This window comes from Alloacidobacterium sp., assembly GCF_035631355.1.
Classification (GTDB): Bacteria; Acidobacteriota; Terriglobia; order Terriglobales; family Acidobacteriaceae; genus Alloacidobacterium.
Map to the genome: position 1 here is coordinate 1 of NZ_DASQIX010000102.1, position 19367 is coordinate 19367.

At 52.4% G+C, this 19367-nt stretch carries 12 protein-coding genes; 5 read left to right on the forward strand and 7 right to left on the reverse strand.

Features of this window, described 5'->3' with window-relative positions:
- Complete coding sequence (locus tag VEV40_RS17925; RefSeq protein WP_324834312.1) at nt 1–753, reverse strand: SDR family NAD(P)-dependent oxidoreductase; 753 nt, start codon at nt 751–753, stop codon at nt 1–3.
- A 39-nt stretch (nt 754–792) separates the two neighbouring features.
- Nucleotides 793–2034: a mandelate racemase/muconate lactonizing enzyme family protein gene (locus VEV40_RS17930; protein ID WP_324834313.1), complete on the reverse strand. Its 1242-nt coding sequence runs from the start codon at nt 2032–2034 to the stop codon at nt 793–795.
- 473 nt (nt 2035–2507) lie between these two features.
- Here VEV40_RS17930 and VEV40_RS17935 point away from each other — a divergent pair, with 473 nt between their 5' ends.
- The 4 genes from VEV40_RS17935 (at nt 2508) to VEV40_RS17950 (ending at nt 9301) form a co-directional block, all read left to right on the forward strand.
- Complete coding sequence (locus tag VEV40_RS17935) at nt 2508–2786, forward strand: hypothetical protein (protein ID WP_324834315.1); 279 nt, start codon at nt 2508–2510, stop codon at nt 2784–2786.
- Between the two features lie 18 nt (nt 2787–2804).
- The gene (locus tag VEV40_RS17940; protein WP_324834316.1) at nt 2805–3263 is read left to right on the forward strand and encodes a hypothetical protein; all 459 of its coding nucleotides are present in this window, start codon (nt 2805–2807) and stop codon (nt 3261–3263) included.
- A gap of 48 nt (nt 3264–3311) precedes the next feature.
- Complete coding sequence (locus VEV40_RS17945) at nt 3312–4706, forward strand: deoxyribonuclease II family protein (RefSeq protein ID WP_324834317.1); 1395 nt, start codon at nt 3312–3314, stop codon at nt 4704–4706.
- A gap of 764 nt (nt 4707–5470) precedes the next feature.
- Complete coding sequence (locus VEV40_RS17950; protein WP_324834318.1) at nt 5471–9301, forward strand: hypothetical protein; 3831 nt, start codon at nt 5471–5473, stop codon at nt 9299–9301.
- Nucleotides 9302–9528: 227 nt separating this feature from the next.
- On the opposite strand, the gene VEV40_RS17955 is transcribed toward VEV40_RS17950, so the two are convergent.
- The 5 genes from VEV40_RS17955 to VEV40_RS17975 form a co-directional block, all read right to left on the reverse strand.
- Nucleotides 9529–10974, reverse strand: coding sequence for an alkaline phosphatase family protein (locus VEV40_RS17955; protein ID WP_324834320.1), 1446 nt, complete (start codon nt 10972–10974; stop codon nt 9529–9531).
- Nucleotides 10975–11061: 87 nt separating this feature from the next.
- Nucleotides 11062–13227, reverse strand: a complete 2166-nt coding sequence (locus tag VEV40_RS17960) for a hypothetical protein (RefSeq protein WP_324834322.1) — start codon at nt 13225–13227, stop codon at nt 11062–11064.
- 313 nt (nt 13228–13540) lie between these two features.
- Complete coding sequence (locus VEV40_RS17965) at nt 13541–14920, reverse strand: pitrilysin family protein (RefSeq protein WP_324834324.1); 1380 nt, start codon at nt 14918–14920, stop codon at nt 13541–13543.
- A 15-nt stretch (nt 14921–14935) separates the two neighbouring features.
- Complete coding sequence (locus tag VEV40_RS17970; RefSeq protein ID WP_324834325.1) at nt 14936–16348, reverse strand: pitrilysin family protein; 1413 nt, start codon at nt 16346–16348, stop codon at nt 14936–14938.
- Between the two features lie 306 nt (nt 16349–16654).
- Nucleotides 16655–18178: an AsmA-like C-terminal region-containing protein gene (locus VEV40_RS17975; protein ID WP_324834326.1), complete on the reverse strand. Its 1524-nt coding sequence runs from the start codon at nt 18176–18178 to the stop codon at nt 16655–16657.
- A 575-nt stretch (nt 18179–18753) separates the two neighbouring features.
- Here VEV40_RS17975 and VEV40_RS17980 point away from each other — a divergent pair.
- Nucleotides 18754–19137 (forward strand): nuclear transport factor 2 family protein, encoded by a 384-nt coding sequence (locus VEV40_RS17980; protein ID WP_324834328.1) that lies wholly within the window; start codon nt 18754–18756, stop codon nt 19135–19137.
- Nucleotides 19138–19367: the final 230 nt, after the last annotated feature.

A 19367-nucleotide genomic window follows, 5' to 3' on the forward strand; every position in this document is an offset into this window, starting at 1 on the left:
TCAGTACGTGGCTCGACCGCCGCTGAGGTCAAAAACAGCACCAGTGGTGAAAGAATTCTCCTCCGAAACCAGCCAAGCCACCATTGCGCTTACTTCGTCCACTTCTAAAAAGCGGCCACGCGGAATCTTCGAAAGCATGAATTCGATGTGTTCCTCAGTTATCTGCTCAAAAATTCGCGTTCGCGCCGCAGCGGGTGTTATGCAGTTGACTGAGATATTGTGGTTGGCGGTTTCTTTGCCCAGCGATTTCGTAAGCGCGATTACTCCGGCCTTTGATGCACTATATGCGGAAGCATTCGGATTCCCTTCCTTGCCGGCGATCGACGCTACGTTCACAATGCGGCCGTAGTTTTGACGCAACATATACGGAACAATTGCATGGCAACACAGGAAGACTCCAGTCAGGTTGATATCGATGACGTCCTTCCATTTGTCGATGGGATATTCCCAGGTTTTGTGGTTGGGACCAGCGATGCCGGCGTTTGCTACCAGGATGTCGATTCGGGCGTGCTTTTGAAAGCATGTTTCTGCTGCCGCCGCGACATCGATCGCATTCGAAACATCAACGACATCGCAGGAAACTGCCGGTTGTGGTCCCAACATCTTCGCAGTAACCGAGAGCAAATCTGCGTCACGGTCCCAAAGAGAGACAGAGGCACCCGAGGCGTGAAGGCGTCTGGCAATAGATAGCCCAATACCTTGCGCACCCCCAGTAACGACTGCGTGGCGGTGAGTAAGATCAATCTGATTCATTCAACCTCTCTCAGGATTGCAGCAAGTGGCCATGTCAAATCACCAGTTGGTGATTGAACCGTCGGGCCTGAAATAGGTCTGAGCACGGGCCGTCACTGGTTCTGTAATTTCAGCCACTTGTTTCAGTTGCTTAAAATCCAATTCCACGCCAAGACCGGAACGCTCGTTGGGATAAAGCTTGCCATTTTTGAAGTCGAGGCAAACAGGAAGGTGCGGAAATGTGCGTCCCTGATAGTTGTACTCCATGAGAACTGGGCCCGAATATGTTCCCAAGCTGTTGACAAGGGCTGCCGTGGCGATGGGGCCTGTGAAATGGGGAACGATCCCAACAAAATGGGTCTCACACAGAGCAGCAATCTTCATCATCTCCGTTATGCCGCCCACATTCGGCAATGTGGCGCGAACAAAGTCAATGTCATGGTCTTCAACGAGCGGGTTGAAGTCCCATCGATTGCCCCACTCCTCTCCAGCGGCCAGAGGCACGTTGACCTTGCGGCGCAAAATCGGCAAATCCTGCAGGAATGCCTCGGCGCGGACTGGATCTTCTACAAAGAAGGGAGCAAGGCTTTCGATTTCATTGCAGCCTCGAACGGCATCCGATAAGTCGAATCGTTGGTGAAAATCGACGATCCAGTCTCCATCCTTGCCCACACCTTCTCTTGCTGTTGCGCATTCTTCTGTAAGATGCGTTATCCGTTCGCTCGTGTTGAATGTGCTTTCATCGCGTGGCAGGTCCATTGCTCCAAAACGGAAAGCGCGATAGCCAGCTTCAATCGTAGCTCTAGCGCGTTCTTTGATTGGAGTGTCAGCCGTGACACCCGGAATGATTCCCGCCGTGTTGTAACATTCGCAATAATTGCGGACCATTCCCCCGAGCAATTCATGAACAGGTAGATTCATCGCCTTGCCCTTGATATCCCAGAGCGCAAGGTCCAGCGCTCCGATCGCGTGTGTTCTCTCACGTCCAGCCGGATAGAAGAAAGCGCGATTCATGTCTTGCCAGAGTCGCTCGATATACTGTGGATCGCGCCCGATCAGTCTTCCGGCAGCCTGTGACAGCAGGTCCTTTGAGCCGCCTTCGCCGATGCCCATAATCCCCGCATCGGTTTCAACTGTCACGACCATGTCGCTCTGATTGAACAAGGGATTAGGATTCGGAGGCTGATATGCCCTCACCCGCGTAATCTTCATCTTCGGGAGGCTCGCAAACGCGCGAAGACTGCTGGTGGCACCAACTGCCATCGCGGCTAGAAGCGATTTAAGAATTGTGCGTCGTTTCATCGGCGAAGACCTCTATCAAAAAACATTCATCGACGATTATGCATCCGGTCAAATCCAGAATCAGATGGCTAGAGAAGGAACCACTTCTTCGCGACCACTCGGGATAGATCGTTCAGTAGTTAAGGAAAAATCCTCTGACGGCTGTTCCTGCAAGTCGATACTCCGTCGGGTTGAACTTGCCTTGCCGGTTCCAGACAAAGACAACCCTCACCAGAGAGAGGCCAGCATACAAAAGAAAAGTCGACGACGTCCTCGACGTTTGGCAACAGTTTCCCCAATACATTGAGTCGCAGAACTTTGTCTTGACAGGTCAGGATCAATTATCGATACTTCTGATTCCCCCTTTGTAAAGCTGTTGGATTCCTTCCGAGTAAAATTCCGACGGATATTCTCTTGTACTATCGCGCCCCAGCATACTAGGATAGCCAACTCATGAATGCAGTTGAAGTTCTTCGGCTTGAGGGCGAGGCCTTTTGGCAGTGCTGGCGGCTATGCTGGCATACCATATGCTCACGCGCCGCATTAACCTGTCCCGTCTGCTTGCCCGTAAGGATGGAAGCAATGGAATAAGCCCAGAGCGCTTGCAACTGCTCTTGATGACCCTTGCACTTGCTGCCCAGTATGTCCGGGACGCTGTTCACGCTAATGGGGCCTTACCGAATGTGAGCTCAAAGCGGCTGGCCGTATTTGGGGGAAGCAGTGGTATCTACGCATCGGTTAAGGCCTTCACCACCTGGAAATCGAAAGACTGAAAGAGAGGACTTGGGAATATGAACTCATCCTTAATAGTAGTTGTTTGCGAGTACATACTCTGCATTTTTCTGGGATTGTTGGCGGCGAAGCTGTTGGTGATGATTTGGCGTGATGAGATCAACCTTACTTCGCTGGTATGTGAGACCAACGGGGATGCAAGCATGTCGCGCCTCCAATTGTTGATTTTCACGTTCGTCATCGCCATCAGCTTATTCTACCTCGTTCTGAAAAACAATTATTTTCCTTGGGTGTCCGACGGTGTGCTAACTCTGCTGGGTATCAGCGCAAGCACGTATGCGGTAGGTAAAGGAATCTCATATAGCCGGGATGAGGGGGTCACTAAGCCCGACCCTGAGACTGCGGTAGCTGCTGGCGCCATGGCCGGCGCCGCTGCTGGCGCACCTGCGGGAGCAATGGCGGGAGCAGTCACCGGCGCAGTTGCGGGTGGGGTCGCTGGGAGGGACCAAGGTAAATAAACACCTCTCAGTTTTCGGGCGGCATTCCAGGTGAAGTATGCCCGGCTTATGACGATGCAGAAAAAAGACACGGCATCAACGAAAGTTACTATTCACCCGATCACGCGAACACTGGCGCCAATTGTGCCGCTCGCAATCGCATTACTGCATGGTGCCGTTACTAACCATTCAGTGTCCACGCCCAATCCATCTGTCACATCGCCAACCGCCGTAGAGTCTGGTGCAATGGTCTGCGGCGGCTCGCAAAACTCGGCGGGTTGTATCGCTCCATCTCCTTTGATTGCGGCGGGCCATCCTGTGGACTGGTGGTTTGTCTTCAAACTCAACTCCCAGTCATTTCCTCAATGCGGTAATGGAGACACACGTACGTGCCCTTTCGACGCAGGTCGGTCTCCTACCTCCACGTTCTCGCACTTCGGCCAGCAGTATGTCTTCGCAAGTAGCGAACACCCTTCGCTGCAGGATGGAGGCCAACAGTGTTTGGGAACAACGACGGAGGACCCTCTTGGCTCCACTTTCGATGAAATCTATAAAGGCAAGTTCCACTATGTAGTCTGGAACGACCAGCCCTACGAAGACCCCGCGCTAAAATGCGGAAACTCAATATCCTGTAGCGGCCCATGGGGTCACTCGAAAGGCATTCTCGCCTGGAACGACGTTGGTAACGGAATGGTAATGCAGGTTTCCACGCCGGACTGGCCGCTCTCCGGCAGCGTCGCCCATCCGCGGAAGTCCGACGGTAATACGCTTGGGTGTACTAAGGACAATAACGTGAAAGTGAGTCAGCACTTTTTCGCGCTGCGTCTCACCAAAAGCGATCTGATCGCCGTATTGCAAGGGATGAGCAATGCCAGCGTCGTGACGGATCCCAACGACCTGCAGGTCGTTAGCAATGGCGGCCCCAGTGACGTGCAGCGATTGGTGAGTTCTTTAGGAGTGCAGTCAAAGGCGGCAGAGCCTCTGACCGGCACGCTCTCAACAGGAATCGAATTGATTTCCAAACCCTCCAGGCTGACAGTTCCCCCCTGGCAGATGGTGTCGTCGCTGCTGGGCGGGGCTTCGCTACACGTTGCAAACTGGTGGACGAACCCAGACAAGCTCGCTTCGACAACAGCCGCGAACAGCACCGCGATCACCTGCTGGGACAAGTCGCTGAGCGCTCCTGGACCGGTTGAGAACGCCACAACCGGCACTTGGAAAGGGGTGGCCTTTGGGCTCCTCGGAGGAGACAATCCAAATGGAAACCACGCAAAAGTTGGCGTCTCTACTTCTGGGCATGAAAGATACACAATCTTCGGCGATATGAACCAGGAAGGTTCCTACGATGGGCCGGACTGCTCGGTCAGCCAGAACGGACGGGGCGGGATGTTCTATGTTCTGTCCAATGCACAACTCTCTGCGAGTGTGAGCGACTTGATCGGCGCCTCATCGCCTGCTCAATAGAGGTTGCCAAAAGAAGGCTCCCATTGCAGTCTGAATCACGTTGTCTGGAGTGCTGCAATGTCAGGGGCCTGCAACTATCAGGACCAACCGTTACCAGTGCTCAACTTGCTGGTGCTCTTGTCTGGGCTATGTGGACAACTCCTTCTAACTCCCCGGATGCAACAGCCGGATCATCACGGTTCGGCTGTTCCTTAAGTAAAGCTTTAGACTACCAAATGGTATAGTCCCAGCTTACGATGAGCTTCAATCCACTCGGCTGCTCTAGCTAGATCACCTCAATGCTCACGATGTAGTGGCTATTTCGCTCTTTGAAGTAAATCGAGATTGACAGATACCACAAGTCCGACGAGAGCCATTTTGGTTAACTAAGCAGATAACTATAACTGAGCAAAGTGTTAATAGTGATTAACTGCTCAGCCTATACTTCGCTGAGGTGAGCGTGCTCACCTCTATGCGTACACAGGCGTCGCGCTCCAGGTACTCGTGCTATTATTTTCCCGCTCATTGTTTGTCGTGACCTGCTGAGTCAAATTTCTTGTAACGAACCGATGAGCTTGGCCACCAACTAGGTGGGTGGTTTCTAAAGACGAGCATGCGTCTAAGAAGATGATTAGGCCCACGGCTGCTATATTTGAGTTCCGCAGATGATCCCCCTTCATAGAGTTGCGATAAATTCGCGGGCTGCCACATTCTGATACCAGGATGGCTCAGCGAGCTAGCTATAGTGTGCTACTGCTGATCAAGGGCCCGCGCGGGGTGCTAAGGTGGACCAGAAAACTTCTCTTCCTATTGCTGGCGGAATAGGTGCTGCGGCCGTTCTTACCTTTTTTCTAAGCCCGTGGGTCAATCAAACGAATACTGCGCCACCAGCTCCTGCTAGCACTCCGAGTGTGGCTGCATCTTCCACAAATACCACAGCCACATACAATCGATATTCCCTTTCGCAGAATGAACAAGGTCCGTGGTACGCCTTATGTAAAGCTTTTTCCACAGTCGATCCGGAGGACCTCGAAACGAATGCAAACCATCCGATCAAGCCGGCTGCAGGTGTGGATGTCCATCCTCCGCTACACAACGATGCAGAATACTTTCCTGAAGAAATCAAGGAAGAAACCGTTTTAGAAGGCCGAATCCAACGGAAATTTACTCCACAATATCACTATAAGGCGGATATCGCATCGTGTCTTCCGCCGAAGGATCCTTCGGCAGGTCTAAATCTGACCTACATCATTGCCACTATTCCAGATCCTTTGGGATCACATCTCTCGCTTCAGTTCGACAGAAATGTTGTTGCCATTGAGCGCGCGGCGGAAGCAAATGGGTTCGGTTTCGAGAGGTATTGGTTCCCCTGGAGTGGTCTCCAACAGACACAACTAAACGAGCGCGATATCGGCCTTACGGATACTTTGAAACAACAATTGAGAGATCAACCTGGTCTTCTCATGTTTCGAAAGTTCACCAAGCCTGGCGCGGACATATCGTCTATCTATTCTCCGCGGCTCCTCGTCTTCCTTGTCGGCGAAACCCCCACAGCGGGGCTTAACAAAATCGCATTTACGAAAGCGGCACGCTACATAGTACAGCTCGACTGTCGCCTAAATGGCGGACCGCAATGCGCGGATGCAAACAATATTCAGAAAGGACCAGACCCTGGCCCGTGCAATTTGACCACTAAAGTGAAAGTGCTGGGTCCCAATTTTTCTGCTTCTTTCAGTCCTTTGTATCGAGCCCTCGAGGACCTTCGGACCCTTGCCAGAGATCGTCTGTGCATATCCGCCGATATCCTCAGCCCAACAACTACAGTCGAGGCACAAAGGAATACATTTAAAGAGGAAATAGATAAGCAACATCTTGGCTCTTTTACGCCACTTGCCCCAACAGACTGTCGTACTGAGATGACAATGCTCGCATTTCTCCGAGAGCTCGGGTATCACATCGGCGAAGTTGCATATCTTAGCGAAGATGAGACGTCCTACAGTCCTGGGACTCTTGAAAAGCAATGCACATTTCCCGGAATATCAACCTTGACGTATCCACGCGATCTGTCAGCACTGCGTAACATGTGGCAACCAACAGTTGTCAGTGTCACGCCTGCCGATATATCCGGGCAACCGGTCAGATCTCAAATCGTCCCGTTCAGCCTGCACGAGCAATCGTCAAATGAACTGGACAGTCCTGTGGCATTTGCAACAGAGCAGGCGGCGCCGGACATCGATCAGGCTTTAAGTAACATAACCTCAACGATTCGGCACCTCCGATATCGGGTAATCATAGTCACTGCCTCGAATCCGCTGGATGAGGTGTACCTCCTGCAATACCTTCGGCACAATGTTCCAGACGTTCGACTTGCGACCTATGACCAGGACCTGTTGATGCTTCGTGTCTTGAATTTTGAAGCTCTCAGAGGGACTATTTCAGTCACCTCATTTCCATTGGTGAATACACTTTTGCTCCAAACTGAGGTCGGCGAGACAGACACATCTGCTTTTCCCAACAGCGGGGCGGTCGCAACATTTATTGGAATGAACCTACTCATTGACGACTCTATCAGCAGATCACCTTTGGTTTCCTACTTAGGGTACTATCCCGGGACATATGTCTTGGGGAATGACGCATTCTGGACGGTGCGCAAAGCCAGAGTACCGTTGTCAATGATGAGCGACAAGGAGTTCACGGCGCCATGGGTGTGGTACATCATTATGGTGGCTCTCCTGGGCGTCGTGGGGTCCCATTTATTTAGATATCGCAAGCTCTATCTTCCTCATCGCACTAAGAAGAGCCTTAAGACGCCCGCCGGTTTGTTACAAAGCATGCAATTAAAAGGAGGCCGGCGGAATGAAGATTTAGCGCAGGATTACTTTTTACTGGTTGGTAATAATCAGCTTTTGATATTGCTATTTCTGATTGCTGTCCCATCCATAGTAATTCAAAAGAATCTTCTAAACGTCGCATATGATCCATCGGTTAGTACGATTAGTACGCTAGGCATATTGTTGTTCAAGAGGACACTGTTCATCAGTGAGCTTGTTATGTGTGTTCTCCTTCTGTGTACAAGTATCTTACTGCTTGTTCGAGCATTAAGAACAGCTTCTCGGCTTGCTCAGATCGGGAAACCAGACGAAGGCTCGGGGAAAGGCATGGATAGCCAGGTTGCAAATGGAGGACATGCTGGCATCAGGATGCGGGGAGAGAATGGCAGACGCAAGCTGGATTTCAAGCAAGAGTCGGAAGATAAAACAATTGGAATCACTCTGCCGATCATAAAGGGTAGTGGCCATTTGGGGGATACAGACATCGTCACCAGCAGTGATTTCATAATTGTTGCAATTTACCCGCTTGTAACGATGGCAGTTGCGGCATATGCGTTCCTTGCAGATTGGGCTAACATCTCCTTGACGGCTTATCGCGCGGTCTACGTAATGGATGGTTTGTCTCCGATTCCAGTCATAGCAGCAGTTATCGCAGTTTGGTATTTCTTTTCGGTTATCGGTATTCGGGCAGTGAAGACAATCAAGGCAATGAGGGTCGATCCCTTATTCTTAGCTTCATCTGTTCCGAGCTGCAGCGCGGCATGGGTTAGAGCATTGGGAGGCGCACAACAAAAACTCTTAGTAAAGGTCGAATCCCTGGTAAAGGCAGATGCGAAGGGCGGCATCCTTCTCTTCGCAACCTTCGCCGTTTTCTTCGCATTGCGGGGCTGGCAGGCTCTGCGAGGAGTTGATAACTGGTTGCTCCGCGACTGGATTGTCTTTGGGGGAGTCGGTTTATTAACGGCATCAATTGTCATACAGTGGTTCCGAATTTGGTCTATCTGGGTAAGCCTGAGGACATTATTAGCCATCCTGTCCGCCAGTCCACTGTCAACAGGCTTCGAAAATATACCCAAAGAGCTTACATCGGTCAAGATTTGGCGGTCATTCGAGCGACTCCCGTCGCTTGCTTTACAATCCAACACGTTACGTTTATTGCGCCGGGTTAGAGATGAATCGGCCCCAACGGCAAGGGCATCACTAACCCCATATCTTGAAACAGCAGAGTGTCACGTCAACAATCTTTCATACAGAATACCGCTCGCTGAGGATACCAGCCTTCATGATCACACTTTACTGAATGTATGTTTTGATGCATGTATAGCTCCGTCTATAGGAGACGATGTGATGTGGTTCCAAAAACGTTCTGAGGAGGGTGACAGGCCAGTAATTGACTATATTGCGCTACGTTATGTTGCTCTTATCAAGTATGTCAATTCACAGGTGCGTTGGCTCCTTGCATTTGTGCTCTACGGATACGTAGTGCTGATTCTCGGAGTAAGGGCCTATCCTTTTCAGGGGCAACACACAATCGCCAGTATCCTTACGATCACATTCAGCGTGATGTTCCTTCTCGCCGCAATTTTGTTTGTTCAGATGGACAGTAACCCTCTCTTAAGTACCCTTGAACACAGTACACCAGGTAAGGCCAACTATTTTGAAGCTGCTTTGCGCCTACTTAGCGTCGGAGGAATACCTTTAATCGCTGTTCTGGCTTCACAATTTCCTGCAATTGAGCAGTTTGCCTTTTCGTGGATTAAGCCAACCATCGATAGTCTTCATTAGCGTGCATCACGGATCCTCTCGCTGCTGGCTTAAGCTGCGCGAGCCCATGAGTTATACAATTTCTCAAGCTCGGCAGAGGTGCACAATATATCGATACGCCTTCTGTTTCGGATTGTCCTACTCTTCGTCTTGAGGCGTGCTGAACAACAGCCTGAGTGTGTCCGTCGGCTTCTTCCGTATCAATTCCACTTTTGACACGATGGAGGTCAACGTTTACTTCAATACATTCATTTATGCGAAGGGCCTTCTTGTCTGGCCTGGGCTTGCCTTTGGAAAAACTCAATCGCCTGCTGTCGAGTTCCCATCTGAGCGAGAGTCTTTTGGGGGTCTTGGTTCTGTTGCACAGCTTGTGCCGAGATGAGCGTCTTCTGCAATTCATTCGGCGGGAGGAACGTGCCAGTTTGCTGGGTCTCAGCCGGAGGTGGCGATATGTCGGGAAGATCGTCGCGGACCTCTGCTAGATTCAAGACTTGCGCCAGCGTTGGAGCTGCCTCAATTCTCTTGCTGGTCAGCATTTTCTCGCCTGGGATTTCAAGCCGGTCGCGCAGCGTCGCCAGGACCGACGTGTGATCGTATGGTGTGGCTGTATTCGATCGAAACACTGTTCCCGCCTGAATCCAGGGCGAGACAACTACAGTAGGAACGCGCACGCCGAAGCGATTAAACGTGAATCCCAGCTGGCCTGGATTGCTTTCCTCATCTGGGCAGGCCGCGTTCCAAGGGGGCATGACGTGGTCATACGTCCCGCCATGTTCGTCGAATGTGATGATCAGGAGAGTCTGCTTCCATTTTGGTGATTTACTTACCGCCTGCCATATCTCATAGAGAAACTTCTCTCCAGCAACGACGTCATGCGGTGGGTGGTAGTCGTCTGGATTGTCGAGGAAGCTTGGCTCCAGAAATGAATACTGGGGCAAGGCGCCATCTGAGCACGCCTGCCTGAAATCATCGAAATGGGCGAAACGATCCAAAGAATATTGCCAGAGCTCTGGGAACATCAGCCCGGTCAAAGCAGGAGTGATAACGGTGTTGCTGTAGACCTTCCAGGACGCACCCGTATCTTCGAGAACGTTGAAGATGGTACGCACATTCCAGTCGAACGGGTTTGGGTATGTGCCGTTCACTACATTGCCGTTTGAGGTACCGGCATGGACAAAGGATCGATTTGGCCATGTGTCGCTCGGCACGGAACAAAACCACGCATCCGAAACAGCGTAATTGCGAGCAAGAGCCGAAAGCACAGGAACCTGATCAGGACTGTATGCCTCCATCATTTCTACGGGGATATTTGGACCCGTTTGCAGAGCGTAGTTGACCACGAATCCAAGGTTTGGCCACCTTGGGTTCTGGTTCGGTTCCTCTGGCCCAAAGAGTTGGTAGTTCACGTTGGCGAAGTCTTCCAGTGGATCGGGATTTGGGTTGACAGTACTGGTTGCCTTGTCAAATGGTCCCCAGATTTTGTCCTGATCCTGCCCATTGAAATACGCAGCCGTTTGCGGGTTGAACAGGTTATGGTTCAATCCGTCAAATGGCTTTGGGTTCGGAGATGATGGTAGATATTGGGTTGGCTGTTGTGCACCATTTGCATAAAGCCAACCAAAAATTGTGTCAAATGAGCGATTTTCGAACATGACCACGACTACATGGTCAATTTGAGAAAGAATACGTGCCATTAAATAGCGCCCTCTTCACTTTGAAAGGTCTCACCCGATCGTTCGCATCTCTGCTTGTACTCAATACACGCAGTATTCATCATGGCTTTATGTATAAGCCGTCTTTTTCCCTGCGTAGGTAATCACCACGTTCTTATTTACTGGTGGGGCCGCAAGAAACATTGTCATTAGCCCCAGGGCATCATCGAACAAAGGGGCTTTTTGTATCGCATTCTGAAGTTGACTCACGAATGCTTGACGGCGCGCTAGAAATCCCCGGTCGTTCAGAGGATCTATGCCGGGATGCTGGGTCAAATATTGAGAGATCGCCTGCAGTGCCTGACCTGTCGAGTGCATAGCAGGAGCCCAGAAGAGAATATGTACAGTCCAGGCGAAGGAAATGGTAGCCCATTGCGGTGGATTGATTTGATCCACTCCTATGACCCCATAGAAGTTCTGAGCAGTACCTGCCTTGCTGATCTCTTGCCATTGCACATCATCCGCAAGGCGCGTTGTAAATTCTGGATGGAGACCTAAACCTGGCGTGACCAGCAGGGCATTGCGTCCAACTCTTTCAAAATCAGGAATGCTACGGGGATTTGCATCCTGATCCAGGAATAATTTCACGCCAGATGCGGCCTCGTAGGTCAGCGTTGCGAATAACGAAGCGGACTGGCTTGAGATTCCTGCCTGGATAACATTTGCCCAGTCTGCCTTGGCGTCGGACTCTCCAAGCCGGCCTGCAGTATCCACAAACAACTGCAAATCCGAGATATGGGCATGGCTTTCGTAGTCGAAATAGCTATAATCCACCTTCAATTGTGGAGCAAGCTGCCCCAGGGAAACAGCGTAGCCGACAGTGGCAACGCAGTCTTCTGAAAAGACCTTACGCAATTGATCACTCTTCACGAACGGCGTCACTGTAGCACTGAGACGAGTCAGATGAGCTGTGTCGGTAATAACCAATTGCCCGTCCTCGCTTATCTTCGTTCCCATCTTACGTACTGCATCCTGAACGCTGGCGTGATCAAACAAGCCCAGGAAATTGAAGGTAAAGGTATGCTTTGTCTCTTTCATTCGGTCGAAGACACTACCTGCTTTGGTAATCCCTGCAGGCAGTGGCGTCCCACTCATCAACGGAGAAAGGTCTCCACGAATCAAGCTGGCGAATGCATCCTGCGACGTCGAATCTAACGCCATCAGATCGAAGTTCCATGAAAACGCGGTCTGGTCAGTGAGGGATGTATCGCATTCCTCATCAATCGCTATCGACAGCTTTGTCTGGACTGCAGCCTTGTATGCAGCCTGTACATCATCGGCAACAGAACTTGGAACATTTGCCTTTAGCCAGTTCGGGTCGAGCTTTCCCGAATCGCCAAGAAGGCCATAGATTTTAGCGACAATATCGTAAGATCCAACAGCCACATCAACACCGACACTCGCGTCAAAGGATACCGTGAAGCTTGCGCCTTGCTTTTTGTAATAGCCAATTTGAAAAACATTCGCGCTTTTCTTCCATATCCGAACCTGGAACTCTCCCGTTAGTGAGAATCCGCCACCGATCGTGACGCTAGGCCCAGCATCAATCGTAATCGGACCAAAGCTCGTACTGACTCCAGGTGTCGCTGTCGGATTCACAGCTGCCAATACGTCAAAACTTCCCTTAAATCCGACAGTGCCCTGAGAGTCATAAGCGAATACTGACCCCACCGGCAGTTTCGTTATGTCATCAATAGAGGATGGAAGAACAAATGTTCCGCAGAGCGTTTCCAGGGCGCTCTTCAGTGTTGGATAGGAGCTCTGAGCATCTGGTGCAAATGGGAGATATAACTTTGCGCTTCCCGTCGCAGCTACAGTAGGCATAAGACAAAATGCACCCAGTGTAGCTTTCATTTTTTCTATAAGCGACAGTTGAAATGACAAAGCCAAATAGTAGTTACTTCTCATTTCGATGTCTGTGCCGAATTGATCGATAGGGAAGAGCGAGCTCGGTTTTCCGCCTCCAGCAGGCTTATACAGGTCGATTTCGCCGGTCGGGCCACCACCTGCTGTGAATGTGACCGTACCACCCGCGAGAGAGAATTTAGGCTCGTAATCAAAACCGATTGACAGCGAGTTTATCTGAACCTTATCGAGCGTTTGGCCCATCGAGCCGATCACGTCAGAGCGCAGAAAGTGCATAACCGATGGCAGAGTTTTTCCAAGGACAGAATCGTCGAACACGGTCGCATTGGCCGAAAGGGATGAAGAGTCGGTGAGCGTAATATCTGCCATTGATGTTCCGTACAAGCGGGAATTGGGCGGGCCTATAATCTTGCATTAAATGGCGTGGCTTGACAAGGCAAATCCTATTTTCTTGTCTTGATTCGAGGGGAATTTCTTTTCTTAGAGAAAACGCTCGTCGTAAAAACACAACGAGAATGTGCGCATGTGCGCACAGATAGCAGATCAGATAAGCAATCAGCGCAAGGCTAAAGGATGCTGAACGTTTTGGCCGCTCAGGATGAGATCCGATGAAAAAACCCGGCATCCGCGGTCTGCCACGATGACTGTGAGATCAACTACCCCATGGGCACGTCATTTTCAACTATTGCGCTGACCATGGGGCAAGTTGATCGGTGATTTTGGATTTGTCGCCGACGACTACGATGGTCATCTCCGGTGACTTCAGGTAATCAGCGGTCATCTTTTGTACATCGGCGGGAGTAACGGCGTTGACCTTGGCGACGTAGGTCTTCAGGTAGTCTTCACCCAGGCCCTGGAAGTCGACGTACTGCAGCTGGCTGATGAGCGCATCACGGCTGGAGTTCTGGATGATGAAGAGGCCGGAGAGGTAATTCTGGATTCCCTTCAACTCAGGATCGGTCGGAGGCGCGTCTTTGAGGCGGTCGATTTCACCGAAGATCTCTTTGATCGACGGACCGGTGAACTGGGTGGTGACATCGGCGCTTTCTGCCCAGTAAGCGTCATGGTATCGGGCCGAAATAGAGCTGCGCGGCGAGTAGGTGTAGCCCTTCTGCTCGCGGATGTTGGCCGTGATACGGGAATTAAAGGAGCCACCAAGCAGAGCATTGGTCACCAGGAACGGAATCGCATCAGGACTGTTGGGCGGTGGCACAGGCAGTCCGATGATCAGCGTCGATTGCGGTGCTCCGGGCCGGTCGGTGACATCGAGAATGCGCTGGGAATTCGGCGTGGGGATGTCTGCCTTCCACGCCGATCCACTTTGGGACCATTTGCTGAAGCTCTCGGCGATGGCCTTCTTTACGGCGCCGGTATCGAATTTACCAGCGACGTATAGATGCGATCTTTGCGGGTTGAAGTTCGAGGCGAGATATGCCTTCACGTCGTTAAGGGTGATCGCTTTCACTTCGGCGTCAGTCGGCAGGACAACAGAGTATGGGTGGTCGCCATAGAGGATCTTGCGAAAGCGCACGAGGGCAATGGTCTGTGGACGCGAGGAACTGAGAGCGATCTGGCGCAGCATGTCGTTCTTCAGGCGCGGCAGCTCGGATTCTGGCAGGCGCGGGTGCTGCAGCACATCTGAGAGCAGGCGAACCGCGTCCGGACCAAACTCGGAGAGGACGTCGAGGCCGGCGCTGGTCTGGTCGTCAGCGGCGTTGATGTCGAGCGTGCTTCCCATGCGGGCGGCCTCGTCGGCCAGCTGCTCGGGCGTGAGCTTCTCGGTTCCCTCTTTGAGCAGTTCGGCCGTGATGTCAGAGACTCCACCGTGGTTAGGGACCTGGTTGATGCTGCCCGCCTTAATGGCCATGCTCACAGTGACCTTGGGAATGATGCCGTAGGGCACGAGCGTGACCTTCAATCCATTGGGCAGGGTGTAGCTTTCGTTCGCCGGAACGGTGAAGGCTTTCGGCGGAGCGCCTTCGGGCGGCATCTGCTTTTGTGCCAGCATGGTTGAAGAAACTGCCGCGGCGAGGATAAGAGCTGGGATTGTGATCTTGTTCATCTGGGTTCTCCTCTCCTACTGCTTCTGCGCCGGTGCGGCGGCTGTGTTTTTAGGTGCGGGTTGCACGATCACGATGGTGCGATTAGTCGGGCGGAGATAATCCTGCGCGGTTTTCTGGATCAGCTCAGGCGTGACCTTATCGAATGACGGCACAATGGAATTAACGCGCGCCGGATCGTCGTCGAAGAGGGCAAAGCTGGAGAGGAGATCCATGAGGCCGAAGCCCCCAAACTGGGTCATGGTGTCGTACAGGCTTGAACGCGCCTTGACCCGCGCGCGGTCGAGCAGTTGCTTATCTACTGGCTTTTCGAGCAGCGGATTGATGGCCGCGTCCATACCTGCGAGCACGGTGTCAGAGCTGGTGGTGGGGTCATAGCGGACGTCGGCGGAGAGCAACATGGGACCGGCGTAATCAAACATATTGCCGAGTAGATTGATGCCACCCTCGATGCTGTCGGTGAGTCCGCGCTTCTGCACGAGCTCCTTATAAAGCAGGCTGTCATTGCCTTCGATGAGCATCTGCTCGATAAGGCCCATCGCATAGTACTCGGGCGTATTGCGCTCAGGCATGTGATAAGCGATCGCAAGCGCGGGGCGTGGCGCAAGGGGATCAGTCTTGGTGATGCGCTTTTCTGCTTCCTGACGCGGCTCACTGAGATCGGGCTGCGGCGGGAGTTGCGAGGGCTTGATTGGCCCGAAATATTTCTCGACGAACTTTTTCGCCTCGGCTGGATCGAAATCGCCGACGATGGTCAATGCGGCATTGTTGGGCGCGTAGTAGGTGTCGAAGAATTTCTTTACTTCATCGAGCTTGGCCGACTCGATATCAGTGAGGTCGCCATAGAAATTGTGGGCGTTGTACCAGTTGGTGTTTGCGGCCATGGGAAGGTCGATCCACGGGAAACCACCATAGGGACGGTTGAGGACGTTGACCTTTACTTCGTTACCGACGACACCCTGCTGATTCTTGAGGTTTTCTTCGGTGACTGCGAGCCCGCTCATGCGGTCGGCTTCGGCCCAGAGAACGGTTTCGAGCTTGTTTGAAGGGACGACTTCAAAGTAGTTGGTGAAGTCGAAGCGGGTGGAGCCGTTGAGGATGCCGCCGTTGGACTGGATGAGCTTGATGAACTCCATCTTGCCGAGGTTTCGCGAGCCCTGGAACATCATATGTTCGAAGAGATGCGCGAAACCAGTGCGGTCCTTGGGCTCGATGCGGAAGCCGATGCGGTAGTAAACACCGATGCAAACAGTTGGCGCTGTGTGGTCAGGCGAGAGAACGACGCGCAAGCCGTTGGGCAGCTTGTAGTATTCGACGGGTACGTGGAACTCCGCGGCGTCCGGCGCCGCGGATAGTGGCAGATCCAGGCTCAGAGCAATGAATAACAACAGGAACAGTGGACGTACTCGTCTTACTCGCTTGCTTTGCATGACTCCTCCTGGAGCACCGACTCTCCCTGGAAACTAAAGGGCAGTGATACCGGGATTCCGCGCTTCGCCAGAAACACTATACCTACGGCAACTGCTTCGGACTACCTGAAACTCGGGCTTTGGTCGATATATGTGTCGAGACGACTGCATGATGGGTTGGAATGACCACTTTTGTGTGAGCCGGCCACGCATTCGTATCATGGCACTGTCCGGCCCCGGGTGCTTGCTGACGGATAAAATTCACTAGTTTTGGGGAGGCTGGCCCGCGGCTACGGTATCCACAATTCTCGCGCCAGAGCTGCCATCTTATTTTTTATGTAACAGGTTCTGTGACACTTTGTAATCATTCGGACCGCCGGTGATGGCGATTGGAATATTTGCGCCGGCGTTATCTTTCTTAAAGAACGGAATCAGCGGCTTCAGCAGCAGAGACTTGAAGCCGGTAGTCACATGCGAGATGTCGGAATCCATCTTCAGATTACCCACGAGATGCACATTCCCGCTGCTCAGATTGTAGGATCCGTTCAGGTTGACCGAGGCGCCCGGCAGAGAGAATGTAAGCCATCGTGTCGAAACCACGCCGTCGCGAATCTTTACCTGTCCCTCGAGCGATGAGAGGACATCTAAAGGCGGACTGTCCTCTGCTTCGATTGCCGGATTAGTCACTGGATGCTTGGAAACCTGCGCCCGCTCGCTGAATTCGGTGAGTGTCTTCTCCTTGGCGGGATCATTCACACGCTCATCGGGAAGATGGAACCCGCCATCGACGCTCAGGCGCTGAAGGAACTTCGCATGATTCTGCTGCGGCGTCAGATGCGCGTGCGCCTTGAGCGAGACCACTCCTGCAATCGGTGGCCGATCCTCCAAGAATGGATGCAGAAGGTCCTGCGCGCGACCTCTCGTCACCGTCAGGTCGAGATCGGTGGCTTTCGGCGCATTTGGCGTGCCTGCGACAGTGCCGGCAGCACTTACAGTAGTATCTCCGAGCGTGCCTTTGATCTCGTGAAGAACAGTGTTGCCGTTGAGTGCGTTCACTGTGCACTGTGCCGATCCATGAACCGCTATCGGCCTGCCTTTGTTAACGGCGAAATCAGGCGCCTCTGCGGTTGCGTATGCCTCAATCGCGGATAGTGCCCCGGTGAAGTGTCCGTTCGCGGAGAGCATGCCGCGCAGTTCTCCAATTCCGCTAAGATTCACTTGTGTAAAGGTGAATGTGCCTGAAACATGTGTGGACCCCAGATTCGTCGCAACAAGTGGACCAAATCTGCCGGTTGCCTGAATGTGCCCGGTTGGGCTGGCGTTCTGCATATCGACGAAGTAGGGAACCGCCTGCCCCTTCTGCACGCCGCGCATGATGAGCTGGCGAATTGGAAAAGTGTACTTACCGCCATTCACGCGCATGATGTCAAGGGCGGCGTCGTGAATGTAGAGCTCTTCGACTGTAGTCGAAGGACCGGAAAAGTCCACACTGCTGCCGGCGGGGAAATCCTCTCGATTCTCCTTACTTCCGACTGGCGGGATCACGATGTGCAGGCCCTTCACATCCACCAGTCGTATATGCCGGCTAAACAGCAATAGATCCAGCCAGCTTCCCTGCACGATCAGATCTTCGGTGGAACCGATGGGTGGAAGACCGGGCACTGAATTGCGGCGCAGTGTCAGCCCTTTGGCTACAAAGCCGGGATGGGGAAAGTAGATGCGGTGGTAATCGCTCACCGTGATCCTGCTGGCGAAGACCTGCTCAAGCAGCGGGTGAACGTTCCGGTAGCGGAATGGCCAATGCTGATCGGCGAGGTAAACGCCTGCGGCAAGCAGGGCGATGACGGGCATTCCAATCCAGATTATCCATCGCTGTCTCCTCAAAGCCCAAGATGGCGAGACAGTCGATGTTTTTATTGTCTGATTTTCGTTCACCGGGGCCGCTTTCTCTAGAACCTCCATTGATTGGGATGCGCGTCTGCAATAAGCAGCCAAATCTTTCCATTTTGAGATTGCGGTTTGGAGACGTCTTGATACCGACTCTCGGGAACTGAAGATTTGTAGTCCGCGGAGGCGACGCATCCCCTGCGGTTCGATGGATAACTGCCCTTGCCATTTTGCAGGTCAGAGGCAAGTTCATCCGACCAGGCATATAGATTCTGTCATTAGTGCAGAACGCTAAAATTACGCAGAGGTGCTTCCAGGACTGAGTCTTCTGATTCCCGGCTGACGAGAATCCCGCCCGGGACGATAATTGCAGCCAGAAATGCACTGGAAGCTGGATTTCGACACTTGATTCTGCGGAGCGATATCGGAAATGAGCGTGGTGTAGGCGAGGCGTTGCACGTCGGACTTACCGCCTGCGTATTTGCATGCTCGCGCAGGGTAGTTGAAAATAAAAACCCAACCAGCTACTGGAGTAGTCCATGGAAGAGGAACAGATACGCGAAGCACTGAATGCGCACTGGCAAGCCTCGGCAGCCGGCGATGCGGACGCAGAACACGATATTTACGATGACAATGCCATTTGTGACTATCCTCAGTCAGGCGAGCGGATCGTGGGCAGAAGCAATTTGCGAGCCTTGCGGAGTCATCACCCCGGCAAGCCATCAGGCTTCAATGTCAAGCGAACTCTCGGAAAAGGTGATCTCTGGATCACGGAATACACTATCACCTACCAAGGGCGATCAGCATTCACAGTGAGCATTATGGAGTTCCGTAACGATAAGGTCGTGCACGAGACACAATATTTTGCGGATCCCTTCGACCCTCCCGCATGGCGACGCCAGTGGGTTCAGGAGATCGTCTGACGCTATAGCAGCTTCAGCCGCCAAGGGTCACTTGCCAAGGTTGCTGGCTTCGCAATTGAAGGCAATCACAGACAATGAAGGCAATATGTTGAAACTGCTTTCGGTCAATGTCGGCCCTACTGTCTAAGTTAGTCTCATCCGGCGATGAACATTTTTTCCAAAAAGCTGCTCAGGTTTTAATTTTTGCCGTCTTCACGGAGAACCAAGGTGCTCGATCCCGCCATATGCTT